This window comes from Myxococcus sp. RHSTA-1-4 (assembly GCF_020037125.1).
GTDB lineage: Bacteria > Myxococcota > Myxococcia > Myxococcales > Myxococcaceae > Myxococcus.
This window is the reverse complement of the sequence record NZ_JAIQDG010000039.1, coordinates 1-25,115: the sequence shown is the minus strand read 5'-3', so window position 1 is coordinate 25,115 and position 25,115 is coordinate 1. Positions and strand designations below refer to the sequence as shown.

Here is a 25,115-nt window from a genome sequence, read left to right as displayed (position 1 = left end):
GCCACGCCGTGCAATCCGTCAGGCCCTGGCTCTACGATCTCCTGCGATGAGCTGCCCTCCACCGCCGCGCCCTCCTGCCTCGCCCTTCGCTGATTCGCTTCCCACCGCGGGCCCCGCGGTGGAGTGGCTGAGCATCAAAGAGGCTGCGTTCAAGACAGGGATTCCCGCACGCACGCTGAGCCGGTGGGCGCAAGAGGGGCTCATTCTCGGGGACCGGCTCGCGTCTGGAGTGGGGCAGTGGTTGATTGCCCTGAACGCCCACTCCAAGCCGATTTCGTTAAAGCCTTTCAGGCCGGACGCGCAACACGCCTGAGATTCACGCCAGCGGCATTCGCAGACGCCAGCCGCGCGGCGCCTTCACCTTGGCCGGGTCCTCACCGCGCGCCATCGCCTCCGAAACGGCCTGGAAGTATTCAAACCGCGCGGTGAGGTCCTTCCCGAAGAGGTAACGCCCGTCATCGTCGCTCGTGCGCGGTGGCTCCGGCGGCTGGTACTGCGCCGTCCCCACGTCTACCGCAGGCAGCCCCGCGGCAGCTTCGGCGCGCTCCCTGTCGTCCTCCTCCGCGTGCCACAGCTCCAGCACCTCCGCACTCGGGCGGAGTGCGTCCGCCGCGGCCCACGCTTCCGGCGTCTCCGCGCGTCGTTTCGCGGCAAGGTATCGCGCGAGCTGGAAGCGGTCCTCCGTGCTCAACGTCACCGGCTCCAGTGAAGCGAGCCCGTCAAGCTGCCGCACGGGACGCATCCACTCAGGCGCCGGCAAGTGAGGCCACGTGCACCACGCCTCGCGCCACGCGCGCAACTCCGGTTTCTCCTCTGCGACTGCGCGCCGCCACTCGTGCGCGCGCAGTCGCCCCAGGGCACGCGCGTATGCCTGTAGTTCGCGGCCGCGCCAGGGGCGCGCCACGGCTGCATTGCGCTTCGCCGTCTGCCACCCGTGCCACGTGCCCGCGCGATGCGTCGTTGTCTCTTCCGCCCAGCCGAGCACGCCACGCCGCAGCGTTCGCCGCTCCACGTGAGAGAGCCTCACCTCTCTCCGGCCGAGCCACTCGTATTCCACGGGGCGCACCGGCAACGGCTCCCCCAAGTGGGCCTCAAGTTCCGCGTGTCGCTCGCCCTGTACCGCCTTCATGTCCTCTGGCGTGGGGAGCTGCTCCATGGTCCCGGTCCAGTCCGGGTGGGTGGGCAGCCGCGCAGGGGGCAAGAATCTCTTGGAGCTGCGCAACCTCCGCGTGCGCCGCGGCGCCATGATGGGGAGCTGAGCCGATTTCACCACCTCGCCCACGAGCGTTGGGTGTGACACGCGGCCCTTGTCGAACTTCGTCACGTACGAGGCCACGTCATCTTTGCTCTTGGCGTGGCCGATGTAGCTCATGGGGCCCCATCCCACGTGAGCTACGAGGGTTCGGAACCACCGCGGGCCCCACCCGCGCCGCACGTCGTTTTCCGTAGGTGGGTTGCAGCGCAGATGGTCCGCAAGCGCGGGGCTGTGCACGATGACGTTGACGTGGGGCCTCCCCGTCGCGTGCTGCTCCAGCACCGTCACGTAATCAAAGCGGCGCATGGGCGGTACGTTGCCCTCTACCCAGCCCCGCACGAGGTACTTCTGGAGCACGCCCCATAGCGGCTCTATGTGCCGATATTGGTCGTCCAGCCCCGCTGGTGCCGTCTCCGGGTCCAGCGTCAACACCATGAGCACCAGGTCATCCAGCGCGCACGGCTCCAGCGCCTTCGAGATGCGCGCGTAATCCCGCTGCGAAACGAACCGCGCGCACTCCCCCGCGTGGCGCCAGTTTCGGCACTCGTACCGCTGGAACTTCCGCTCCCCTGGCGACGCTTTCGGCCACAGCGCAATCCGCCATTCCCGGGCCTCGCACGCCTGACAGCTACGGGGGGTGTAGGGACGCGGCGCCGCAGGGCCTGGGGGGGCCGTGCCTGCCCCCCCGTTGTCCGACTTAACGTTACTCCAGACAAGCCGGGGGCTGACGCCCCCTGGACCCCTCGCGCCGTGCCCGGTTTCGGCGTGGCCTCCAGGACGCGCGCCCTTGGCCTCTGGCGCCTGTTTCACGGGGGCAGCCCTCACCGGCCACCCCCAGCGCCACCACGCCCACGGGGCCGAGCAGCAGCCCGCAGGGCCGTGCCCTCGGGGCCACCGGAGGGGAAGGGTTGCGCACTTCCACCCACATTGCCGGCGGGGGCCTGGCGCCAGGCCCCCGGCACCGCGCGCACCAGCTCCGGCCGAGCCCTCTGCTGCTGCCGCCTGCCGGCCGGGGCAGTGGTGCCCCGCATCGGCCCGTCCTCGCGCGATACAGCCGCGCGGGCGGGCCTCTGGCGACGTTCCGCCGTGCCGGCCGCACCGTGGGGGGCCTCCGGTTTCGCGCCCCCGGGCGAAAGGTCAGCCGTTGCGAGGCTCCGCGTCGAGCCACTCCGCGGACCCGTCGAGCAGGTCTGCGAGCTGGTGCAGCAACAACACCGCTTGCGCCAAGTCCCGCCGCACTCCAGGGGCCCACAGGCCCGGGGAGGCCGCGACAACCGCGCGCTGCAACTCGTCAGCCCGCAGCCGGTAGCCCTCGCCGTCCAACTGCCCCCGGAGCACGCGCACCGCGTGCGTGCCTTGCTCCTCCGCCTTCGGCTTCCTCGCCACCTGCCGCAGCTCCGTTCCGCCGCGCGGGTTTCGCGCACCGCGGGCGGCGCGGCGGCCCCCGTGGGCGCAATGGCGAAACGCGCACGCCTCCCGTGCCAAGCACTGGCGGAGGTTTCGCCAGCGGGGCAGGGGAGGCGCTCACAGCGCGGGTAGCGGCCGGGCCGCGCCGCCGTCACGGGCCCATGACAGGGAGCCGGCGATTTTCGCCGGCCAGGCCATGGGGTTGCACTCCACCTACGGTGTCGGCGGGCACCAGCAGCCTCGCGCGTGCGTCCTTCTCGCGGCGCAACTGCACGCGAAACCAGCCCGGCACGCTCCGGCACGGTGCCGCGGCGCACAGCCAAACCGGCTGACCCTGGCGGAACAGCAGCCTCACCGAGGCTCGCCTCTTACGGCAGCTCTCGCACCACCCGCCGTGTTCGTCGAGGTTCGCGCTCATGGCGAAACCGCCTCCGCCGCGCTTGCTGCCGCCGCTTCCGCCGCCCACGCGGCGTGCGCGCGTGCGAGGCGTTCCGCGGCTTTCGCCACCAGCACCGAGGCCGTCTGCGTGGCCTTCCGCGCCGCGTCCCAGCGGCGAGAGGCAGCATCCGTCACCGGGTGGCACGGCCCGTGTTCCGCCGTGGCCGCGAGCAGCGCTTGCCGAGCCTCCGCATCGGCTTTCGCCGCGGTGCCCAGCTCCGAGCGGTGCCGAGCGTGCGCCAGCACTGCGCGCAGGTACTCCACCTCTGCCGGCGTGCGAGCCGGCCGGCCGCCCCATGCGGATGTAGCCCCACCGGGCAACAACAGGTGCGCCGGCACGCTCATCGCCGCGCCTCCTGGTGGACGGCGAGCATAGCGGCGGAAAGGGCATGGCTCGCCTCGTCCAGCTCCCTCGCGCGCAGCTCCCGGTCAGAGGCGCGCGCCATGAACGCAACGCGCGCGCTCTCCGCGTGGGGCGAGCCCGGGCCATGCCGCGCAACCTCGCCCGCCCACGCCTCGCTGCTCGCCAGCTCGTCTCTCTGCGCCTGCCAGAGGTTGACGGTAGCAGTCGCGTGCCGGGTGGCCGCCTTGAGCTGTGCCGCCTGTGCCGGAGTCACGCGGCACCTCGCGCGGCGACCAGGTGCGGCCGGGTTTCCGCCGGGCACGTGGGGCGGGGGAGCAGCACCACGCGGAAGCCGTCCGGTTCCAGGTGGTATTCATCCGGCCCGTGCGTCAGCTCCTCACGGTCCGCGGCCGCCACGCGCGCAGACGGCGCCCGCGTGCGCAGGTTGACACGCACCTGCCCCACCTTGGGCACCGTGGGCCCGCAGCGCACGAGGCAGCTTTCACACAGGAACGCCCGCGGCTTCGGAAGCCAGCGCACGGACGACCAGCGGCCGCCGCAGCGCTGGCACCTCACCGCGTTTGGGTGCAGCACGTCGAGCAACGGCACCTGTACCGGCTCCCGCGCCGTCAGCCGCGGCTGGCGGATTTGCTCCAGCCGCGAGTGCACCGCGCGCAAACGCACGAGCCGGAGGGCCTCACGCGCAATCGCCAGCTCGTATCGCAAGCGGGCCGCGCGAGATGCCCACGCGTCCCGCACGTGCGCACGTGTGGCGCGCTCCCGCTCGTCTGCGTGGGAGAGTTCCGCCTCAAGGTGCGCCACGTGCTTCCGCACCTTCGCGATTCCGTCACGCGGCAGCACGGTGCACCTCCGCCGCGTGCAGCTCCGCGAGCAGCGACGCCTTAGCCCTCTCCGTGCTGCGCTCCCGGCTCACGACGATTGCGCGGACAAAACTGGAGCACGCTGACGCCTTCAGGCCGGGCACGTCGAGCCGGCTGCACGCGAGCGACTCGGCGAGGCTGCTCGCGTGCACGTCCCGCCAGCACACAACGCACGTGCCGCGGGGCCTCTCGCGCAGCAGCTCCAGCAGCGTGGCCACCGTCCGCGGCTGCGCGAACACCTCGCGTTGACGCGGCGTGAAGTGCCGCCAGTGACGCGGCAGGTGCGCACCACGCGGGGGCAACTCCAGGACGGACGGCCTACGCATGGGGCACCCCGCGCTTCGCGGCGTCCTGGAGCGCGCGCAGCCGCTCCAGCAGGGCGCCGGGCAGCAGGCGCGGCGCGGCGCCCACGGCCACCGCGTCGAGGGCCGCGGCTACGCGCTCCATCCACGTGCGGATGGCGGCGAGGTCCTCCCCACGGAAGGAACACGCGAGCAGCGGGCTTCCTTCGTACAGGTCGCGGCGGATGACGCGAGAACACGCCCGCGCCGCCAACATGCAGGCAGCAGCGGCGAGCATCAGTGCACCCCCTTGCCACGCGCCGCGAGGGTCTCCCCGGCGGGCTTCGCGTTCCCGTCCTCCGCCGCTTCCTCGGAGTCCCCCAGGCCCCCGAGCGTCTCTGCAATCGCTTCCTCCGCCACAGACGAGCGGAAGAAGCCAGCGCGCTCCAGCGGCGCCAGGGTCAGCGCCTCCGCGAGCGTCTCGCGGCGAAGCCTGTTGACCTTGGTAGTGAGCGCGGCGAGGCGTTCCGCGAGAGGCCCCACGTCCGGGGGCAGCCCGGGCAGCTCCTGCGCCTCAAAAACAGCGTGCTCCAGCGCGTCCAACGCGCGCCCGAGTGCGCGCTCTGCGAACACGAGCTGTGCAACCAGGCCCGCCGGCACGTCGGGGAACGACGGGACCGCGAGGGGGTGCGAGGTGGGCGGAGGCGACGCCTTGCGCGTGCGGGCCTTCACCGCGTCGCCCAGGTGCGCCGCGGTGGACAGGTCCGGGTGAGCACCCGTGAGGCCGTCGAGGATTGCGGCGCCCTCCGTGGCGAGCAGCGTGCCCGCGCGGGACAGAGCATCCCGCGTGCCCCGGAGCGCGTCCCGGAGGTCCTGCGACACGCCCACGGCGGCGCCGTCCGGCAGCAGCTCCAACGCTGCCCGGATGGCATGGCCCACCGCGGCGACGAACGAACGGGGCCACGCGGCGTAAGACGCCATGGTTTGGCCCACGCGCTCCACGGCGCCGTGGCAGGCCGTGAGCGAGCGGCAGAGGTCCTCGGGGAGGTCCGGACGCGCGCCGGGCAGGCACATCAGCGCGGCCTGGCGCTCGTGCGCGATAGCGGCGCGCAGGGCCGCGAAGCGCACGACGGCGAGGGCCGCGCGGTTGGGCGCCTGCTGGCCCGTGGCGGGCCTGTAGCGCTCACAGGGACAGGTGTTGTGCGTGCACTTCGAGGACCCCGGCCAGGTCGGCGAGTGCCAAGCCGGGGAGTGTCCGCACGTGCACGGGGCGTCATGCTCCAGCGGGTTCGCTCGCGTGGGCGTGGATGGGGACTGCGTGGCGCCGTCCTGGTGGACGGGCCGATGGGGCTTGCGGCTCATGGCGTGGCTCGGGTCCCGCGCGGCGGGTGGGACTGCGCCGCGCCCCCACGTGGCCGCCTGAATGGAGGCGCACCACGTGGGGGACGCGACAGGCCCGAGCGACCCGCGCGGATTGTCGCCCGGGGCCTGGTGAGACGGAAGCGGCGCGCGAGCTCGGAGGCTCCAGCGGCGGCCGGAATGAACGTGGAAGGTCCAGGCGAAAGCACTGGCCGCAGTGAACGGACAGGCAGTGTCGAGCAGCCGACCAAACGCCCGAAATCCCTAGTGATTACGGGCACATAACGTCCGATAACATGCGTTATGTAAACTAAACCTCTGGGGACTTTGGGGTCGTTTTCGGACCCGGTTCCTGGGCCTCCAGCGGCCTCCTCCGCTGCCCTCGGCGCGGCCTCAGCGGCTCCGGAAAACGGCCACCTGGTGCTCGTGGAGCTCGCGCCCGTCCGCCTGCACCAGCCAGTGCGTTCCGGCGACCTCGGCCGTACATGGCCCCAACGTGCAGACCCGGCTCGGCCGAGACCTCGCCTCCGCTTCCAACCGCCCCAGGACCTGCCGCAGCAGCGCCCGGCGGAACGGCGTGTACAGGAAGTACACCGTTCCCCCCCGCCAGCGGCCCCACGCGCGCATCGGCCTGGATGAACTCGACGCCCGGAACCTCCAGGCGGCCCGCGGACAGCCGCGCGTACTCGCAATACGCCGGTTCGAGCTCCACGCCCCATCCACGGGCCCCGCTCAGCAGCGCCACCAGGATGACCACCTGGCCCAGCCCCGAGCCCAGGTCGCAGAAAACGTCGTCCCGGCGGATTTCCGCCCGCTCGACCAGGTCCAGGATGGCCCGGGCTGGCGTCGGCTGGTACCCGACCATCTCCGGCTCGCGTTCGACGCTCGGTTCGGCCGGCGCGCTGCCCCCCAGCAGCCCACCCATCATCAGGTCCAGGCCGTCGTAGCTCCCGGGGCTCCCGGGCGGCCCGGCATGGCGGATCATCGTGCTTCGGAGCGCTTCGGGCGTGTATCGGCCCGCGGCAACCTGTTCGCGGAGCCGCCGGATCACCCGCCCGTTGGCGGTCTCGAGCCGCTGGCGCAACCCCTGCGCCTGAGCCACGAGTACCCGCAAGTCCTCAGGAAGACTCGTGTTTTCCCCAAGAAACTCCAGGCGGTCCAGAACATGGGTGTCGAGGAACTCGATGGCCTCGGCGCGCCGGGCAAATCCCGGGCCACGGCGCAGGAAGGCGCGAGACTCCGCAGCGGCCAGGGCCTGCCGCACCTCCTGAGTCACAGCATGCAACGCCACTCAGCCTCCCTGTGCCACCCTGTAGCGCACCCAGAGCAGGTCCCCTTTACGCTTTTCCGCGGAAAGCAGCTTCAGATTTCGAGTGGGCCCCCTGCCCGGTTTCGCATCGAACAGCGAGGGGAGCCCGGTGCCGCCATCGGCAATGGGCGCGAAGAGGAGGCTCAGCTCGTCAATCAGGCCGGCCGCGAGGAACGAGCCGTTGATGAGCCCGCCGCCCTCCAGCAGCAGCGTCTTGATGCCGAAGGCCGCTTCCCGGACGGGTCCAACGCGATGGCGTACGAGTCCGCGTCCCGCCGCGCGATGAAGTCCTTCCGCGGAATCGGCTGCGGGCGCTTCCGCGCGGGCACCTTCGACTTCCCGGCATACGGCTCCATGGAGACGCGGCCGATGATCCACGCATCCGCGTCGAAGGTCTCCGCCGTCCGCTCGTACTCGTCCAGGGCGCCCTTCGGGAGCTTCCAGTGCTTCGTCACGATGCGCCCGTCCACCGACGGAACCATGTGGCAGATGACGTAGGGGCGCTTCGTCGCATCCATCGCGAGTCTCCAGTCCAGTGGATCGAGCCGTGAGCCGGGAGCGTTAGCCGAGTTCGTCCGGAATCCGGTAGCGCCATCACGGGGCCCGTTCCACGGCTCACGACGCGCCGCGCCAGCCCCTGACAGGTCGCTCGTCGGCGCACTTCCGGCCCGGCGTAATGCGACTTCTTTCACCTGCCTCCGTTACCTCTTTTCGAGGTCCGGAATTCGCGCCGCACTCCACGCAATTACCTGCAATTACCGAGGGAAAACGACGTGAAGCACGGTGCGGCGGCGAGGAATCGAAGGGCCGCTCGCATGTTCCGTGCGCCGGGAATTCTTCCCGGCTTTTTAGCGGCTTGACCCAGACAGGGGGTTCCCGCAGAACCCTGCGCATCCCCTGGCCCTGGAAAGGACCTGTTCATGAAGCGCTTGTTCGTGATTGCCACCCTGCTCGGTGCGGCGCCCGCGCTGGCCGATGAGGGTATGTGGACGTACAACAACTTCCCCTCCGCCAAGGTGAAGGAGAAGTACGGCTTCGAGCCGACCCAGCAGTGGCTGGACAAGGTGCGGCTGTCCTCGGCGCGGCTCGCGGGCGGGTGCTCGGCGAGCTTCGTGTCCCCCGAGGGCCTGGTGATGACCAACCACCACTGCGCCCGCGGCTGCATCGAGCAGCTCTCCACGGCGAAGAAGGACTACATCGCCAACGGCTTCTACGCCAAGACGCAGGCCGAGGAGACGCAGTGCCCGGCCATGGAGATCAACCAGCTCGAGAGCATCACCGACGTCACCGCGGAGCTGAACAAGGCGACGCAGGGCCTGTCGGGCAAGCAGTACGCGGACACCCTCAAGGCGAAGATGTCCGAGCTGGAGCAGGCCTGCTCCGCCGGCGACGCCAAGGTGCGCTGTGACATCGTCACCCTGTACCAGGGCGGCCAGTACAACCTGTACAAGTACCGCCGCTTCCAGGACGTGCGCCTGGTGATGGCCCCCGAGCACGCCATCGCCTTCTTCGGCGGCGACCCGGACAACTTCGAGTTCCCCCGCTACGACCTGGACATGACGTTCCTCCGCGTCTACGTGGACGGCAAGCCGGCGGACACGTCGAAGAACTACTTCAAGTGGTCCGAGAAGGGCGCCAAGGAGGGCGACCTCACCTTCGTCTCCGGCCACCCCGGCCGCACCTCGCGCGGGCTGACCATCGCGGAGCTGGAGTTCCAGCGCGACTTCGTCCTTCCGAAGACGCTCATGCAGCTCTCCGAGATGCGCGGCATGCTCGCGGAGTTCCAGAAGCGAGGCCCCGAGCAGAAGCGCATCTCCAACAACATCCTCTTCGGCGTGGAGAACGCGCTGAAGGCCTCCAAGGGCCGCCACGAGGCGCTGCTGGACAAGAAGTTCTTCGCGCAGAAGGCCGCCGCCGAGCAGGAGCTGCGCAAGAAGGTCGAGTCCAACCCGGAGATGAAGAAGAAGTACGGCGCGGCCTGGGACGCCATCACCAAGGCCCAGGAGGAGTTCCGCAACGTCCGCACGGAGCTCGTCTTCCAGGAGCACATCCTGGCCCAGTCCTCCGAGCTGTTCGGCATCGCCCGCACGCTGGTGCGCGGCGCCGAGGAGCTGCCGAAGGAGAACGGCCAGCGCCTGCGCGAGTTCAGCCAGGCGGGCCTTCCCGCCCTCAAGGCCCGGCTCTTCAGCCCGGCCCCCATCTACCCGGAGCTGGAGATTGCCCGCCTGACCTTCGGCCTCACCAAGATGCGTGAGGAGCTGGGCGCGGACCACCCGTTCGTGAAGAAGGTCCTCGGCAAGGAGTCCCCGGAGACGTTGGCCACCCGCGTCATCAAGGGCACGAAGCTGCGCGAGGTGAAGCTGCGCCAGTCCCTCTTCGACGGTGGCAAGGCCGCCGTGGACGCCTCCAAGGACCCGATGATCGCCCTGGCGAAGCTGGTGGACCCGGACGCCCGCGCCATCCGCAAGCACGTCGAGGAGAACATCGAGTCCGTCGTGCGCAAGAACAGCGAGCTGGTGGCCAAGGCGAAGTTCGAGGTCTACGGCACCAACCAGTACCCGGACGCGACCTTCAGCCTGCGCCTGTCCTACGGCGCGGTGAAGGGCTACCTGGAGGACGGCAAGAAGGTGGAGCCCCTCACCCAGATGGCCGGCACCTTCGAGCGCCACACGGGTGAGGATCCGTTCGCCCTGCCGAAGTCCTGGCTGAAGTCCCAGAACGTCATCACCGGCACCACGCCGATGAACTTCGTCACCACCAACGACATCATCGGCGGCAACTCCGGCTCGCCCATGATCAACAAGGACGGCGAGATCGTCGGCCTGGTGTTCGACGGCAACATCCAGTCGCTCGGCGGCGAGTACGGCTTCGACGAGAGCGTGAACCGCACCGTGGCCGTCCACAGCGAGGCCATCATCGAGTCGCTGCGGAAGATCTACGGCGCCACCCGCGTGCTCGAGGAGCTGCGCCCCGGCAGCACCAAGGTGCCGCCCGTGAAGGCCAACCCGGCGGGGTAGTCGTCACCGCCACACACGGGGCCCTCGAAGCGGAGGGCCCCGCCCTTCCCTACCGCCTCACTCCCACTCGATGGTGGCGGGCGGCTTGGAGGAGATGTCGTAGACGACGCGGTTGATGCCGCGCACCTCGTTGGTGATGCGGCTGGAGATGCGCTCCAGCAGGGGGAATGGCAGCCGGGCCCAGTCCGCCGTCATGCCGTCCACGCTGGTGACGGCGCGCAGCACGCAGGTGGACTCGTAGGTGCGCTCGTCGCCCATGACGCCCACGCTCTGCACGGGCAGCAGCACGGCGAAGGCCTGCCAGACCTCCTTGTAGAGGCCGGCGTTGCGGACCTCCTCCTGGACGATGGCGTCCGCGCGCCGCACCAGCTCCAGGCGGGCCTCCGTCACCTCGCCCAGCACGCGGATGGCCAGGCCCGGGCCGGGGAACGGCTGCCGGGACACCATCTCCTCCGGCAGGCCCAGCTCGCGGCCCAGGGCGCGGACCTCGTCCTTGAACAGCTCGCGCAGCGGCTCCACCAGCTTGAGCTTCATCGTCTCCGGCAGGCCGCCCACGTTGTGGTGGCTCTTGATGGTGACGGACGGGCCCTTGTACGAGACGGACTCGATGACGTCCGGGTAGAGCGTGCCCTGCGCGAGGAACCCGGCGTCCTGCACGTCGCGGGAGGCCTCCTCGAACACGGCGATGAACTCGCGGCCGATGATCTTCCGCTTCTTCTCCGGGTCCGTGACGCCGGCGAGCTTCTCCAGGAAGCGCGCCCGCGCGTCCACCGTCCGCAGCGGCACGTGGAAGCGGTCCACGAAGAGCGCCTCCACCTGGGCGCGCTCGCCCTGCCGCAGCACGCCGTTGTCCACGAAGATGCACTGCAGGCGCGGACCGATGGCCCGGTGCAGCAGCAGCGCGGCCACGGAGCTGTCCACGCCGCCGGACAGCGCGCAGATGACCCGGCCGTGCTCACCCACCTGGCGGCGGAGGGTCTCCACGGCCTCGTCGATGAAGCCCTTCATCGTCCACGAGCCGCTCACCTTGCAGTCGTTGAAGAGGAAGGCGCGCAGCATGGCCTTGCCCTGCGGCGTGTGGACCACCTCCGGGTGGAACTGGAGGCCGTAGAAGGGCTTGCTCTCATGCGCGGCCGCCGCGAAGGGCGAGTTGCCGCTGCGGCCAATGGCCTTGAAACCGGGCGGGAGCACGTCCACCCGGTCGCCGTGGCTCATCCACACCTGGACCCGGTCGCCCGTGTTGAACTCGGCGAAGGGCCCGCGGCGGTCCAGCACCTCCACCTCCGCGTTGCCGAACTCGCGGTGCGCGCCACGGTCGATGCGCCCGCCCAGCAGCTTGGAGATGAGCTGGAGACCGTAGCAGATGCCCAGCACCGGCACGCCCGCCTCGAAGACGAACGGGTCGCAGCGGGGGGAGTCGGGCGCCTCCACGGAGGCAGGGCCTCCGGAAAGGATGATGCCGCGCGGAGCGAAGCGGCGGATGTCCTCCGCCGGGAGGTCCGGGCGGTGGATCTCGCAGTACACACCCAGCTCCCTCACGCGACGCGCGATGAGCTGGGTGTACTGGCTCCCGAAATCGAGGATCAGGATCTTCTCGGCGTGCAGGTCCACCGGGGGTCTCCAAATGGGGGGGCGGCGTTGACGGCTGGGGGCCCTTATCGCTACAAACTTCCGGAAATCAACGCCCAAGTACCCTCAATTGTTCGAGGTATGGATGCTTCGCCGCCTGTCCGCCCCCACTGCCGCGACCCTGATGTTGCTGTGCACTCCTGGATGCGTGAAGGAGATCTCCTCGGACGAGCGGCTGGACCGCGAGACCCAGAACCTGGCGGTGAAGGACACGCCCGGTGCCGCGGAACTCCAGAAGCTCAACTGTGACGACACCACGGACGCGCTGGGCAAGGCGCGCAACGTGAACCGGCCAGAGACGGACCGGCTGGTGGACTACATCGAGCTGTACTCCTCGCTCCGCAAGCGCACCGCCACCTTCGAGGAGGCGATGAACCGCAACCCGGACCTGAGCTACCGCGAGGGCAGCCAGCACATCGTCAACGCCAAGGACGCCTGCGTCCAGCAGACGGCCGACGTGCGCGTGGAGTTCGAAACCTACATCCGCGAGCTGGTGGACGTACCCACCGTCCAGGAGATCAAGGGCGGCAACACCGTCACCATCGCCCGGCTCGACTTCAACACCCTGCGCCAGGCCATCGAGACGCTGGAGCCGGACGACAAGGATGCGCTCCTCACCCGGGTCGCCAACGCGGAGAAGAAGGTGGCGCCCGCCTCCGCGCCCGCCTCCGAGGAGCCGGCCTCCGGGGGCAAGAAGCGGGGTAGCCGGTAGTTCCCCGCCCTCCCCGCCGCCCGTGATTCCCAGGGCCCCGCCGCGAGGCGCGGGCCCTTTTTCGTGCCGCCGGACCTCGGGGCTCCGGGGCGCCTCCGGTCTGGCCTGCAGGCGTCCCGCCCGGAACGGGCCCATGGGGCGGGCCCCGCTCCGGGCGCGCCGGGCCGCTACTCCACGCGGTAGTTCGGGGCCTCCTCGGTGATGATCACGTCGTGCACGTGGCTCTCCTTGAGCCCGGCCGAGGTGATCCGCACGAAGGTGGCCTTGTGGCGGAGCTCGTCGATGGTGCGGCAGCCCACGTAGCCCATGCCGCTGCGGATGCCGCCCAGCATCTGGTGCACGTTCATGGCGAGCGTGCCCTTGTAGGGGACGCGGCCCTCGATGCCCTCGGGCACCAGCTTCACGGCTTCCACGTCCGACTGGAAGTAGCGGTCCTTGGCGCCCTGCTTCATGGCGCCCAGGCTGCCCATGCCGCGGTAGCTCTTGTAGCTGCGGCCCTGGTACAGGATGACGTCACCGGGGGACTCCTCGGTGCCCGCGAAGAGCGAGCCGATCATCACCGTGCTGGCACCCGCGGCGAGCGCCTTGACGATGTCGCCCGAGTACTTGATGCCGCCGTCGGAGATGACGGGGATGCCGTGCTTCTCCGCCTCACGGACGCAGTCGTCCACCGCCGTCACCTGGGGCACGCCCACGCCGGCCACCACGCGGGTGGTGCAGATGGAGCCGGGGCCGATGCCCACCTTCACCGCGTCCACACCCGCCTCGATGAGGGCGTGGGTCGCCTCGGCGGTGGCCACGTTGCCGGCGATGAGGTCGAAGCCGTGGAAGTTCTTCTTCGTGTCGCGCACGCCGTCCAACACGCCACGCGAGTGGCCGTGCGCGGTGTCCACCACGATGACGTCCACGCCGGCCCGGAGGAGCGCGTCGATGCGGGCCTCACGGTCCGCGGACACGCCCACGGCGGCGGCGCACAGCAGGCGGCCCTTCGCGTCCTTGGCCGCGTTCGGGTGCGTCTTGCGCTTCTCGATGTCCTTGATGGTGATGAGGCCCTTGAGCTCGAACTCGTCGTTGACGATGAGGAGCTTCTCGATGCGGTGCTCGTGGAGCAGCTTCTGGGCCTCGTCCTGGGTGATGCCCTCGCGGCCGGTGATGAGCTTGCGCGTCATCACCGCCTCCACCTTCTGGGTGAAGTTGGTCTCGAAGCGCACGTCGCGGCTGGTGACGATGCCGACCAGGCGCCGGCCCTTCACCACGGGGATGCCGGACACGCCGTGCTGCCGCATCAGCTCCAGCACGCGGCCCAGCGGTGCCTCCGGATCGATGGTGACCGGATCCACCACCATGCCGCTCTCGAACTTCTTGACCTTGAGGACCTCGAGCGCCTGCTGCTCGGGCGTCATGTTCTTGTGGATGACGCCAATCCCACCTTCCTGGGCCATGGCGATGGCGGTACGGGATTCCGTTACCGTGTCCATCGCGGCGGACAGCAGGGGGATGTTGAGGCGGATGTTGCGGGTAAGCCGGGTCGTCAGGTCGGCGTCCTTGGGGACGACCGAGCTCTCGGACGGCACCAGCAGGACGTCATCGAAGGTGAGGGCGAGCCGGATATCGGGGTTCAGCATGAGCGGCGCTCCCGGGGCATGAAATACCCGCCGGGCACCAGCGCCTGCGGGTGCGGTTCCATACGAGGTACGCTTCCAGTGCGCAACGGTTGTGTTTTTGACGCCCGTTCCCTCGGAGTTCGGGCGATACTTCCGACGTCTCTACCCTCTCGTCTAGGGAACCGGCTTTGACGGAATCGAATCAGGGGGCGGTCGGGCTGGTCGTGAAGCTGCCCTTCGCGACCCCCGAGGAGTTCCTGGCGAAATATGGGGCCAACATCACCCGTGGCGGCATCTACCTGCGCGCCCGTGCGGTAAAAGCCCCCGGAACCCCCGTCACCCTGGACCTCCGCCTGGCGGGCGGAGAGCGGCTCATCTATGCCTCTGCTGTCGTCCACTTCGTCACCGGCCAGGGCGGCCAGGGCGTCGTGGGCATGGGCCTGCGCTTCCTGAACGTGGACCCGCCGACCCGCCGGTTCCTCGACTCCGCCGTCGTCACCCTGCCCCACGCCCAGTCGGACGCTCCCCCGGTTCCCAACGGGGTGGGAGCAGCGGACTACACCGTCCCACCCGAGGCCCCGCCCGTCGCGGCGCCCTCCCTTGCCCAAGCGGCGGCTCCGGGGGCCGGGACTCCGGGCGGTGGTCCGGGGCGGGCGGCTCCGGCCTCCGGGCCGGTGATGATGACGGACGCGGCACTGGGCCTGAGCACGGAGGAGCCCAAGCGCGCGGGGCCGGTCATCGGCATCGACCTGGGGACGACGAACTCCTGCGCGGCGTACGTGCGCGGCGGACGCCCCGGGGTGCTGCCCAGCCGCGAGGGCCACAACACCGTGCCCTCCATCATCGCCGTCAACACGCGCGGCAAGCTGGTGGTGGGCCACCCCGCCAAGGGGCAGATGCTCACCAACCCGCGGCAGACGGTGTACGGCGCCAAGCGGCTGGTGGGGCGGCCCTATGCGTCACCCGTCGTGGAGCACATCAAGGACCGGTTCCACTACGAGATCATCCCCGGCGAAAACGGCGACGCGGGCGTGAAGCTGGGAGACCACGTCTACACGCTGCAGCAGATCTCCGCGCTCATCCTCCGCGAGGTCCGCGAGGTGGCGCAGAACCAGCTCGGCCAGCCGGTGTCGCGCGCGGTCATCACCGTCCCCGCCTACTACAACGACAACCAGCGCCAGGCGGTGCGCGAGGCGGGGAAGCTGGCCGGCCTGTACGTGGAGCGCATCCTCAACGAGCCCACGGCGGCGGCGCTGGCGTACGGCTACGGCCGCAAGCTGAACCAGCGCGTGCTGGTGTACGACCTGGGCGGCGGCACGTTCGACGCGTCGGTGCTGGAGCTGAGCGACAACGTCTACGAGGTCATCTCCACCGGCGGTGACACGTTCCTCGGCGGCCTCGACTTCGACAATGCGATCGTCGCGTACCTCCTGGAGGAGTTCCAGAAGAAGACGGGCCGGCCCTTCCAGGGGGACCGCGTGGCCATGCAGCGCATCAACGACGCGGCGGAGCGCGCCAAGTGCGCGCTGTCCGAGCGCTCGGAGATGCGGGTGCACGTGGCCTTCGTGACGATGATCGACGACAAGCCGTACGACCTGGACGTCACGCTGACGCGGCAGAAGCTCATCGAGCTGACCGGGGGGCTCGTGGACCGCACGGTCCAGGTCTGCGACGAGGTGCTGAAGACGAAGGGGCTGGGCCCGAAGGACGTGGACGAGGTCATCCTCGTGGGTGGGCAGAGCCGCTTCCCGCTGGTGCACGAGAAGATCACGAAGTTCTTCGGCAAGCCGCCCAGCAAGGGCGTGCACCCGGATGAAGCGGTGGCCCTGGGCGCGGCGCTGCTGGCGCACAGCCTGGGACAGCTCGAGGGCGTGGTGCTCATCGACGTGCTGCCCATGGCCATCGGCGTGGGCCTGCCGGGTGGGCGCTTCAAGCCCGTGCTGGAGCGCAACATCTCGCTGCCCTCCACCAAGAGCTACACCGTCTCCACGCACCGTGATGAGCAGACGGAGCTGGAGCTGACGGTGTTCCAGGGTGACTCGGACAAGGCAGCGGACAACGAGTTCCTGGGCACCATCAAGCTCGCGGGCCTGCCGAAGCGGCCGCGCGGTGGCGTGCAGGTGTCCATCACCTTCGAGGTGAACAACGAGTCGCTGTTGAAGGTGACCGCGCGCGAGACCTCCACCGGGCGCGAAGTGTCGAGCACCTTCACCACGCGCGCGACGCCCGAGGCGGTGAAGGCGAAGCTGTCTCAGCTCGCAGCGGAAGGCGCGCACGCCCCGGGGGCTCATGCGGGAGCGATGGCCACGGGCCCCGCGGCCCCGGTGCGGGCGCCCGCCGCGAATGGCACCTCCGCCGTCGCCACCGCACATGCCACGGCGCCGAAGCACACGCCCGCACGCGGAACCACCCAGGCACCGGCGCCCGTACACGCGGTGCCTGACGCGGCCGCGACGGCTCCGAAACAAAAAGGTTTCATGAGCTGGCTCAAGGGCTTGTTCGGACGGGCCTGAGCCTCCTCGCCTGCTAGCGAATCGGATTGCTTCGCTCTCGATGCAAATCCAGAGCAGGGGTAACTCTGCGCTCTTTCTGTCCAATCTTTAAACGTCGGCGGGGCCTGATATAGGCCCCGGCCTCGTTCATCTGGACGCAAGAGCGCTGGCCCCCCATGTCCGACACCTTCCGATCCCTCAACGACGTCCTGATCCACCGCGCTTCTGGAGCCAAGGCCGGCGAGCGGCAGTACACGTTCCTCGGTGAGTCCGAGGGCGAGGAAGCAGCGCTCAGCGCGCGCGAATTGCACGAGCGCGCGCAACGCATCGCCGTCGCATTGCAGGCGCGCGGGGCCGTGGGGCAGCGCGTGCTGCTGCTGTACCCGCCGGGACTGGACTACGTCGCCGGCTTCTTCGGCTGCCTCTATGCGGGCGCCATCGCGGTGCCCGCGTATCCGCCGGACCCGGTGCGGCTGGAGCGCACCCTGCCCCGCTTGCGCGCCATCATCCAGGACGCCGAGGCGACGGTGGTGCTCACCACGTCCGGCATCCTCTCGCTCGCGGACTTCGTCTTCGAGCAGGCGCCGGACTTCCGCGCGCTCCAGTGGCTGGCCACGGACGAGCTGCCCGCGGGTGACGAGCGCCACTGGCGCGCGCCCGACGTGGGCCCGGACTCGCTGGCATTCCTCCAGTACACCTCCGGCTCCACCGGCACGCCCAAGGGCGTGATGCTCAGCCACGCCAACCTGCTGCACAACCTGGGGCTGATCTCCCACGCGTTCCAGGTGCGCGACGACAGCGTGGGCGTCATCTGGCTGCCGCCGTACCACGACATGGGCCTCATCGGCGGCATCCTGACGCCGCTGTTCGCGGGCTTCCCCGTGGCGCTCATGTCTCCCATGTCCTTCCTCCAGCGCCCCATGCGCTGGCTGGAGGCCGTGTCCCGCTTCCGTGGAACCGTCAGCGGCGGCCCCAACTTCGCGTACGAGCTGTGCGCGCGCCGGACCACGCCCGAGGAAATCCAGGCGCTGGACCTGAGCGCGTGGGAGGTGGCCTTCACCGGCGCCGAGCCCATCCGCGCCGCCACGCTGGACCGCTTCGCGGAGGTGTTCGCTCCCGCGGGGTTCCGCCGCGAGGCCTTCTACCCGTGCTACGGGCTGGCCGAGGGAACCCTCATCGTCACCGGTGAGGAGAAGGGCCGCGTCCCGCGCGTGCACCTGCTGGAGGACGCCGCGCTGTCGAAGGGCCGTGCCGTGCGCGCGGAGCCCGGCGCGGCGGGCACGCGGGCGCACGTCGGCTGCGGCGCGACGCTCCAGGAGCAGCGCCTGCTGGTGGTCGACCCCGAGTCGCGCGTGCCGTGCGCGCCCGGCCACGTGGGTGAGATCTGGGTGTCCGGGCAGAGCGTCGCGCGCGGCTACTGGCGCAAGCCGGAGCAGAGCGTGGAGACGTTCCAGGCCGTTCCTGCCGGCGCGGAGGACGGGCCGAAGTACCTGCGCACCGGCGACCTGGGCCTGCTGCTGGAGGACGGGCAGCTCATCGTCACCGGCCGGCGCAAGGACCTGATCATCCTGCGCGGCCGCAACCTGTACCCGCAGGACGTGGAGGCCGTGGTGGAGCGCGCGCACAAGCGCGTGCGGCCCGGCGGTGTGGCGGCCTTCGCCATGGAGACGGCGGGAGGCGAGGCGCTCGCGGTGGTGGCGGAGGTGGGCCGCGAGCTGGCCGAGGCCGCGGACCCGTCGGTGCTGGAGGCCGTGGCGGACACCCTGCGGCAGGCCATTGCCCGCGAGCTGGAGGTGCAGCCGCACACCCTGGCACTGCTGCCCCCGGGCTCCGTGCCCAAGACGTCGAGCGGGAAGATCCAGCGCTTCGCCTGCCGCGCCGCGCTCGCCTCGGGTGAGCTGCCCGTGCTGTGGCGCTTCGATGCGGCGGTGTCACAGCCCGCCGCGCCCATGCAGCCCATGCAGGCCGCGCCTGTCGCAGCCCCGGAGGCTCCTTCGGCCGCGACGGAGGAGCTCGTCCAGGCCCTGCGCGAGGAAGTGGTGGCCGTGCTCGGCCCGGACGCCGCGCGCCAGGACGCGGACGCGCCGCTCACCCTGCTGGGCATGGACTCGCTCGGCGCCGCGGACCTCCAGGGCCGCATCGAGAAGCGGCTCGGGGTGCGCGTCTCCGCCGCCGCGCTGCTCCAGGACCTGAGCCTGAAGGGGCTCGCGGAAGCGATTGCCCGCTCCGGTGGCGCCGGAGCTCCCGCGCTGCCGCCGCTGCGCCGCCGGCAGGATTCGGCCAGCGCGATTCCCGCGTCCTTCGCCCAGCAGCGGCTGTGGTTCATCCAGCAGCTCGAGCCGGCCTCCACCGCGTACCACATCCCCCTGGCGCTCTCGCTGAAGGGGCCGTTGGATGTGTCCGCGCTGGAGCGCGCCCTGGCTGAGCTGGTGCGGCGTCACGAGGTGCTGCGCACCACCTTCTCCTCGCACCATGGTGAGCCGCGGCAGCACGTCCACGCGCCCGCCCCCGTGCCCCTGCCCCGGGTGGACGTGACGGGCACCCCGCCCGGGTCGCGCCAGGCCGTCCTGGACGAGCAGGCCGCGCTGGACGGGCGCACGCCCATGGACATGGGCACCGGCCCGCTGCTGCGCTGCACCCTGCTGCGCTTCGCGCCGGATGACCATGTGCTCGTCATGTCCGTCCACCACCTGGTCGCGGACGGCTGGTCCGTGGGACTGCTGGTGCGGGAGCTGGCCACGCTCCACGCGGCCTTCGCCGAGGGGCGCCCCTCTCCCCTGCCCGAGCCGGAGCTCCAGTACGCGGACTTCTCCGCGTGGCAGCGCGCGCACCTCACCCCGAAGGCCCTGGGCAAGGAGCTGACGTGGTGGCGGCAGGCGCTCTCGGACGCGCCGTCGCTGCTGGCGCTGCCCACCGACAGGCCCCGGCCGCCCCGGCTCTCCTTCCACGGTGCCCGGCGCTCGCGCCTGCTGCCCGCGTCGCTGATGACGAAGCTGCACGCGCTCGGCCGGCGCGAGGGCGCCACGCCGTTCATGAGCGTGGTGGCCGCGCTGTCCACCGTGCTGCACCGCTGGAGCGGCCAGGCGGACTTCGTGATCGGCTCGGCCATCTCCGGCCGCGACGTGCCCGGCACCCGCGCGCTGGTGGGTGACTGCAGCAACTTCGTCCCGCTGCGCGTGCGCCTGCCGTCCGAGGCCACGGTGACGGGCCTGCTCGCGGCGGTGAAGGCGAGCACGCTGGGCGCGCTGACGCACGGCCACGTCCCGTTCGACCACGTGCTCGCGGCCGTGGCGCCCGGCTCGCAGCGGCGCGAGCTGTACAACGTCGTCTTCGTCCTCGATGACTACGACATCCCGCACGCCATGCCCGCGGGCGGCGGGCTGACGGTGGACGTGTCGCTGCTCGACAACCGCACCACCGAGCTGGACCTGACCTTCGAGGCGAAGCACGGCCCGGACGGTCTGCTCATCGGCTGCAAGTACGCCACGGACCTGTTCGACGCGGAGACCATCGACCGGCTGCTGGGCCACCTGGAGGTGGTCATCGGCGGCATGGTGGAGGCACCGTCCCAGCGCATCACCGAGCTGCCGCTGATGCCCGAGGCCGAGCGCCAGCAGGTCCTCCACGCCTGGAACCCGCGCATGGACGCGCCGCGCGACGGCACCCTGGTGGAACGCTTCGAGGCGCAGGTGGACCGCACGCCGGACGCGCTCGCCGTCACCTACGAGGGCCGGCACCTGACGTACCGGGAGCTGGACGGGCGCGCCAACAAGCTGGCGCACGTACTGCTCCGCCATGGCGTGGGCCCGGACGTGCTCGTGGGCGTGTGCCTGGAGCGCAGCCTGGACCTGGTCGTCACCCTGCTCGGCATCCTCAAGGCCGGCGGCGCGTACCTGCCCATCGACCCGTCGTACCCGCGCGAGCAGCTCGCCTTCATGCTGGAGGACGCCCAGGCCCCCGTCCTGGTGACGCAGTCCTCGCTCGGTGACCGGGTGCCCGAGTCCGGCGGCGCCGCCGTCGTGCGCGTCGATGAGGTCTTCGCGTCGGCGGACGACGTCACGGCGCCGAGGCCGCCCCGGTGCAACGCGCCGACGGACCTGGCCTACGTCATCTACACGTCCGGCTCCACCGGCCGCCCCAAGGGCTGCATGGTGCAGCACGACAACGTGGTGCGCCTCTTCACCGCCACGGACCCCTGGTTCCACTTCGGACCCCAGGACGTCTGGACGCTGTTCCACTCGTACGCGTTCGACTTCTCCGTCTGGGAGCTGTGGGGCGCGCTGCTCTACGGCGGCCGGCTGGTGGTGGTGCCCTACTGGGTGAGCCGCTCGCCGGAGTCGTTCCACAAGCTGCTGGCCGACGAGGCCGTCACCGTCCTCAACCAGACGCCCACCGCGTTCCGCCAGCTCATCCACGCCGAGCAGCAGGGCGTGGCCCGTGGCGAAGCGCCCGAGCTGGCGCTGCGCTACGTCATCTTCGGCGGCGAGGCGCTGGACCTGGCCGCCCTGCGTCCGTGGTTCGAGCGGCACGGCGACGAGCGCCCGACGCTCGTCAACATGTACGGCATCACGGAGACGACGGTCCACGTCACGTATCGCCCGGTGCGGATGGCAGACCTGGACCGGCCGTGGTCCAGCGTCATCGGCTGCCCCATTCCGGACCTGCAGCTCTACCTGCTGGACCCCGCCGGCCAGCCGGTGCCCGTGGGCGTGCCCGGAGAGATTCACGTCGGTGGCCAAGGCGTGGCGCGTGGCTACCTGCGCCGCCCCGACCTGACGGCCGCCCGCTTCGTGGAGGACCGCTTCGGGCCGGTGCCCGGGCGCAAGCTGTACCGCGCCGGAGACCTGGCGCGGCGCCTGCCGAACGGGGACCTGGAGTACCTGGGCCGCATCGACAACCAGGTGAAGATCCGCGGCTTCCGCATCGAGCTGGGGGAGATTGAATCCACGCTCACCACGCACCCGTCCGTCCGCGAGGCGGTGGTGATGGCGCGCGAGGACTCGCCCGGCGACAAGCGGCTGGCGGCGTACCTGGTGCTGGGCGACCTGAAGGACACGGGCCCGGTGGACCAGCTGTCGCAGTGGAAGGCCGTCTACGACGAGACGTACACGGAGGGCTCGCGCAGCGAGGACCCGACGTTCGACATCTCCGGGTGGAACGACAGCTACACGGGTGACGCGCTCCCGGCCGCGCAGATGCGCGAGTGGGTGGACACCACGGTGCGGCAGATCCTCGGGCTGAAGCCCCGGCGGATCCTGGAGCTGGGGTGCGGCACGGGCCTGCTCCTGTACCGGCTGGCCCCGCGCTGCGAGGCGTACTGGGCCCTCGACTTCGCGAAGCCGGCGCTGGACCGCATCGAGCGCCAGCGCGAGCGCCTGGGCGAGTCGCTCGCCTCCGTGAAGCTGCTGCACCGGCCGGTGGACGACCTGTCCGGTATCGAGCCGGGCTCGTTCGACACCGTCATCTGCAACTCGGTGCTCCAGTACTTCCCGAGCGCGGACTACCTGCTCCAGGTGATTCGCGGGGCCGTGAAGGTGCTGCGCCCCGGCGGACGCATCTTCCTGGGCGACGTGCGCAACCTGGCGCTGCTGAACGCCTTCCGCGCGTCCATCCGCCTGCACCGGGCGCCGTCGAACCTGTCCTCCTCGCAGCTCCTGTACCGCGTGCAGCGCGACGTGCTGGCCGAGGAGGAGCTGGTCGTCTCGCCCACGTTCTTCACCTCGCTGGTGGAGCACGTGCCCGGCATCACCCGCGTGGAGGTGCTGCCCAAGCACGCCCGCTACGACAACGAGCTGAGCCGCTTCCGCTACGAGGTCATCCTCCACGTGGGGAACGCGGAGAGCGCCCGGAAGCCCGCGCAGCCCGAGTGGGTGGATGGAAGCACGCTCACCCTGGAGGCGCTGCGCGAGCGGCTGGAGTCGAGGCCCGCGATGCTGGCGGTGCGGCGGCTGCCGAACGCGCGCGTGCTGGACGACACGCGCCTGGTCGAGCTGCTCACCGGCACGGGCCGGCCGCCCACCGTGGCCGCGCTGCGTGAGGTCCTTCGCGACTGGCCGGGTCCCCGGGGCGTGGAGCCGGAGGACCTGTACGCGCTCGGCGGGGCGCTCGGGTACGAGACGCGGGTGAGCTGGGCGTCCGCGTACGCCGACGGCTCGGTGGACGTGGTCTTCACGCGTCCCGGTGAGATCGCGGCGGTGGACCTGATGCCGGAGGCCCGCGAGTCCGCGGTGCCGCTGGACCGGCTGGCGAATGACCCGCTGCGCGGGGCCCGGAGCGCCCGCGAGGTGGCGCGCATCCGGCAGGCGCTGATGGAGAGGCTGCCGCCGCACATGGTGCCCTCCGCCTTCGTGGTGCTGCCCTCGCTGCCGCTGACGCCCAGCGGCAAGGTGGCCCGGAGCGCGCTGCCCGCCCCCGAGGCGGACCGCATCGTCATCGAGGACGAGTACGTCGCGCCGCGGACTCCCGCCGAGGAGACGGTGGCCCGCATCTTCGCGGAGGTGCTCGGCCAGACGCGCGTGGGCGCGAATGACGACTTCTTCGCCCTGGGTGGACACTCGCTGCTGGCCACGCAGGTGGTGACGCGGCTGCGCACCCAGCTCGAGGTGGAGCTGTCCCTGCGCTCCCTCTTCGAGTCCCCCACCGTGGCGCTCCTCGCCGAGCGCATCCAGGGGGCTTCGTCCAAGGCCACCACCGAGGGGCCGCCGCTGGAGCGGCTGCCGCGTGGGTCCGATACCGAGGCCACGCTGGAGCTGTCCTTCGCGCAGCAGCGGCTGTGGTTCCTGGAGCAGCTCCAGCCGGGACAGATTGCGTACAACATCCCCGTGGCCCTGCGGCTGACGGGGGCCCTGGACGTGGGCGTGCTGAGCCGCACCTTCGCGGAGGTGGTCCGCCGCCACGAGGCGCTGCGCACCACCTTCGTCACCCGTGATGGCCGGCCCGTGCAGAGCATCCAGCCGGCTCCGGCGGAGTGGCTCCTCCCCGTGGAGGACCTGAGCGCGCTGGAGCCGTCCGCGCGTGAGGCCGCCGTGCAGCGGCGCTTCACCGAGGAAGCCCACCGCGTCTTCGACCTGGAGCACGGCCCGCTGCTTCGCACCGTGCTGCTGCGCACGGCCGCGGACGGGTACGTGCTGGTGCTGTGCATGCACCACATCGTCTCGGATGGCTGGTCCATGGGCGTGCTGGTGCGCGAGGTGGCCGCGCTCTACGAGGCGCGGGTCCAGGGCCGTGAGGCCGCGCTGCCCGCCCTGCCGGTGCAGTACGCCGACTACGCGGTGTGGCAGCGCCGGGCGCTGGAGAGCGAGGCGCTGACGGCGCAGTTGGAGTGGTGGCGTTCGCGGCTCCAGGGGGCTCCCGCGCTGGAGCTGCCCACGGACTCGCAGCGTCCGGCCGTGCGCGGCCAGCACGGGGCCACGCACTACTTCACCCTCCCTCCGGCGCTGCTCTCCTCCCTGGAGAAGGTGGCCCAGGCCCAGGGCGCCACGCTGTTCATGGTGCTGATGGCCGGGTGGCAGGCGCTGCTGTCCCGCTACTCCGGGCAGAAGGACTTCTGCGTGGGCACGCCCGTGGCCCACCGCACGCGTCCGGAGCTGGAAGGCCTCATTGGCATCTTCGTCAACACGCTCGCGCTGCGCTCGCGGCTGGACGGGGACCCGGCCTTCACCACGCTGGTGGACCGCGTGCGCGAGGAGTCCCTGGGCGCCTTCGCGCACCAGGACGTGCCCTTCGACCGGTTGGTGGAAGCGCTCGGTGGAGAGCGCGACCTGTCCCGGACGCCGGTCTTCCAGGCCGCCTTCACGCTCCAGAACGCGCCCATGCAGCCGCCCTCGCTGTCGGGTGTGCGCGTGGAGCTCCTCCCGAGTGCCACGGAGACGGCGAAGTTCGACGTCACGCTGACGCTGACGGAGCGCAACGGGGCCCTGGATGGGCAGCTCGAGTACAGCCTGGACCTGTTCACCGCGGACACCGCGCGGCGCATGGCCGAGCACCTCCAGCGCCTGCTCCAGGGCGCCGCGGAGAACGCGGCGTGCCGGCTCAGCGAGCTGCCGCTGATGAGCGAGGCGGAGCGCCAGCAGGTCGTGGTGGCCTGGAATGACACGCGCGCCGACTATCCGGCCGATGCCACCATCGCCTCGCTGTTCTCCGCCCAGGCCCGCCGCTCGCCCGCGGCCGTGGCCGTGGAGTTCGACGGCAACACCCTCACCTATTCGGAGCTGGAGGCTCGCTCCAACCAGCTCGCGCACCACCTGCGCTCGCTGGGCCTGGGCGCCGAGTCCCGCATCGGTGTCTTCCTGCACCGGGGGCTCGACCTGACCGTCGCCCTGCTGGGCATCCTCAAGGCCGGCGGCTGCTACGTGCCGCTCGACCCGTCCTACCCCGCCCAGCGCCTGG

The 25,115-nt window shown here is 70.9% G+C and carries 15 protein-coding genes and 1 pseudogene; 4 read left to right on the top strand and 12 right to left on the bottom strand.

The genetic code is table 11. From position 1 onward, the window contains the following. Positions 1–316 precede the first annotated feature (316 nt). The 10 genes and pseudogenes from K8638_RS37035 to K8638_RS36990 all read right to left on the bottom strand — a co-directional run bounded on the left by K8638_RS37035 (position 317) and on the right by K8638_RS36990 (position 7,791). Positions 317–1,684, bottom strand: a complete 1,368-nt coding sequence (locus tag K8638_RS37035) for a hypothetical protein (protein ID WP_223759445.1) — start codon at positions 1,682–1,684, stop codon at positions 317–319. Positions 1,685–2,392: 708 nt separating this feature from the next. Continuing rightward, the gene (locus tag K8638_RS37030; RefSeq protein WP_223759444.1) at positions 2,393–2,641 is read right to left on the bottom strand and encodes a hypothetical protein; all 249 of its coding nucleotides are present in this window, start codon (positions 2,639–2,641) and stop codon (positions 2,393–2,395) included. Positions 2,642–3,076: 435 nt separating this feature from the next. Continuing rightward, positions 3,077–3,445, bottom strand: coding sequence for a hypothetical protein (locus K8638_RS37025; RefSeq protein ID WP_223759443.1), 369 nt, complete (start codon positions 3,443–3,445; stop codon positions 3,077–3,079). Next, positions 3,442–3,717 carry a hypothetical protein gene (locus tag K8638_RS37020; protein ID WP_223759442.1) on the bottom strand — a complete coding sequence of 92 codons (276 nt, stop codon included), beginning with the start codon at positions 3,715–3,717 and terminating at the stop codon, positions 3,442–3,444. Before K8638_RS37020 ends, K8638_RS37025 begins: the two co-directional genes overlap by 4 nt. Then, a complete protein-coding gene (locus tag K8638_RS37015) occupies positions 3,714–4,304 on the bottom strand; it encodes a hypothetical protein (RefSeq protein WP_223759441.1) in 591 nt (196 codons plus the stop codon). Before K8638_RS37015 ends, K8638_RS37020 begins: the two co-directional genes overlap by 4 nt. Continuing rightward, on the bottom strand, positions 4,291–4,650 hold the full coding sequence (locus K8638_RS37010; protein ID WP_223759440.1) for a hypothetical protein: 360 nt from the start codon (positions 4,648–4,650) through the stop codon (positions 4,291–4,293). Before K8638_RS37010 ends, K8638_RS37015 begins: the two co-directional genes overlap by 14 nt. After that, entirely contained in the window at positions 4,643–4,903 is a 261-nt protein-coding gene (locus K8638_RS37005) for a hypothetical protein (RefSeq protein ID WP_223759439.1), read from the bottom strand. The genes K8638_RS37010 and K8638_RS37005 overlap by 8 nt, the downstream gene beginning before the upstream one ends. Next, positions 4,903–5,967, bottom strand: a complete 1,065-nt coding sequence (locus K8638_RS37000; protein WP_223759438.1) for a hypothetical protein — start codon at positions 5,965–5,967, stop codon at positions 4,903–4,905. The genes K8638_RS37005 and K8638_RS37000 overlap by 1 nt, the downstream gene beginning before the upstream one ends. Before the next feature lie 307 nt (positions 5,968–6,274). Beyond that, positions 6,275–7,255 (bottom strand): hypothetical protein, encoded by a 981-nt coding sequence (locus K8638_RS36995; protein WP_223759437.1) that lies wholly within the window; start codon positions 7,253–7,255, stop codon positions 6,275–6,277. Further along, positions 7,256–7,791: pseudogene (locus K8638_RS36990) on the bottom strand (dihydrofolate reductase family protein). Between the two features lie 402 nt (positions 7,792–8,193). Between K8638_RS36990 and K8638_RS36985 the strand changes: the two are divergent. Further along, complete coding sequence (locus K8638_RS36985) at positions 8,194–10,290, top strand: S46 family peptidase (protein ID WP_223759436.1); 2,097 nt, start codon at positions 8,194–8,196, stop codon at positions 10,288–10,290. A 57-nt stretch (positions 10,291–10,347) separates the two neighbouring features. Here K8638_RS36985 and guaA read toward each other — a convergent pair whose 3' ends face one another. Then, positions 10,348–11,901: a glutamine-hydrolyzing GMP synthase gene (guaA, locus tag K8638_RS36980; RefSeq protein WP_223759435.1), complete on the bottom strand. Its 1,554-nt coding sequence runs from the start codon at positions 11,899–11,901 to the stop codon at positions 10,348–10,350. Positions 11,902–12,004: 103 nt separating this feature from the next. On the opposite strand from guaA, the gene K8638_RS36975 reads away from it, so the two are divergent. Next, positions 12,005–12,631, top strand: a complete 627-nt coding sequence (locus K8638_RS36975) for a hypothetical protein (protein WP_223759434.1) — start codon at positions 12,005–12,007, stop codon at positions 12,629–12,631. A 167-nt stretch (positions 12,632–12,798) separates the two neighbouring features. Here the strand turns inward: K8638_RS36975 and guaB are convergent, their stop codons facing one another. Beyond that, positions 12,799–14,256, bottom strand: coding sequence for an IMP dehydrogenase (guaB, locus tag K8638_RS36970; protein ID WP_223759433.1), 1,458 nt, complete (start codon positions 14,254–14,256; stop codon positions 12,799–12,801). Positions 14,257–14,423: 167 nt separating this feature from the next. On the opposite strand from guaB, the gene K8638_RS36965 reads away from it, so the two are divergent. After that, positions 14,424–16,748, top strand: coding sequence for a TIGR02266 family protein (locus K8638_RS36965; protein ID WP_223759432.1), 2,325 nt, complete (start codon positions 14,424–14,426; stop codon positions 16,746–16,748). Between the two features lie 155 nt (positions 16,749–16,903). Further along, on the top strand, positions 16,904–25,115 hold an 8,212-nt coding region (locus K8638_RS36960), incomplete at its 3' end, for a non-ribosomal peptide synthetase (RefSeq protein WP_223759431.1).

Bases quoted from the DNA above. Each gene is read 5' to 3' on its own strand.
- K8638_RS37005 (WP_223759439.1), bottom strand. From the start codon at position 4,903: ATGCTCGCCGCTGCTGCCTGCATGTTGGCGGCGCGGGCGTGTTCTCGC.
- K8638_RS37010 (WP_223759440.1), bottom strand. From the start codon at position 4,650: ATGCGTAGGCCGTCCGTCCTGGAGTTGCCCCCGCGTGGTGCGCACCTG.
- guaB (WP_223759433.1), bottom strand. From the start codon at position 14,256: ATGCTGAACCCCGATATCCGGCTCGCCCTCACCTTCGATGACGTCCTG.
- K8638_RS36985 (WP_223759436.1), top strand. From the start codon at position 8,194: ATGAAGCGCTTGTTCGTGATTGCCACCCTGCTCGGTGCGGCGCCCGCG.
- K8638_RS37025 (WP_223759443.1), bottom strand. From the start codon at position 3,445: ATGAGCGTGCCGGCGCACCTGTTGTTGCCCGGTGGGGCTACATCCGCA.
- K8638_RS36975 (WP_223759434.1), top strand. From the start codon at position 12,005: ATGCTTCGCCGCCTGTCCGCCCCCACTGCCGCGACCCTGATGTTGCTG.
- K8638_RS37000 (WP_223759438.1), bottom strand. From the start codon at position 5,967: ATGAGCCGCAAGCCCCATCGGCCCGTCCACCAGGACGGCGCCACGCAG.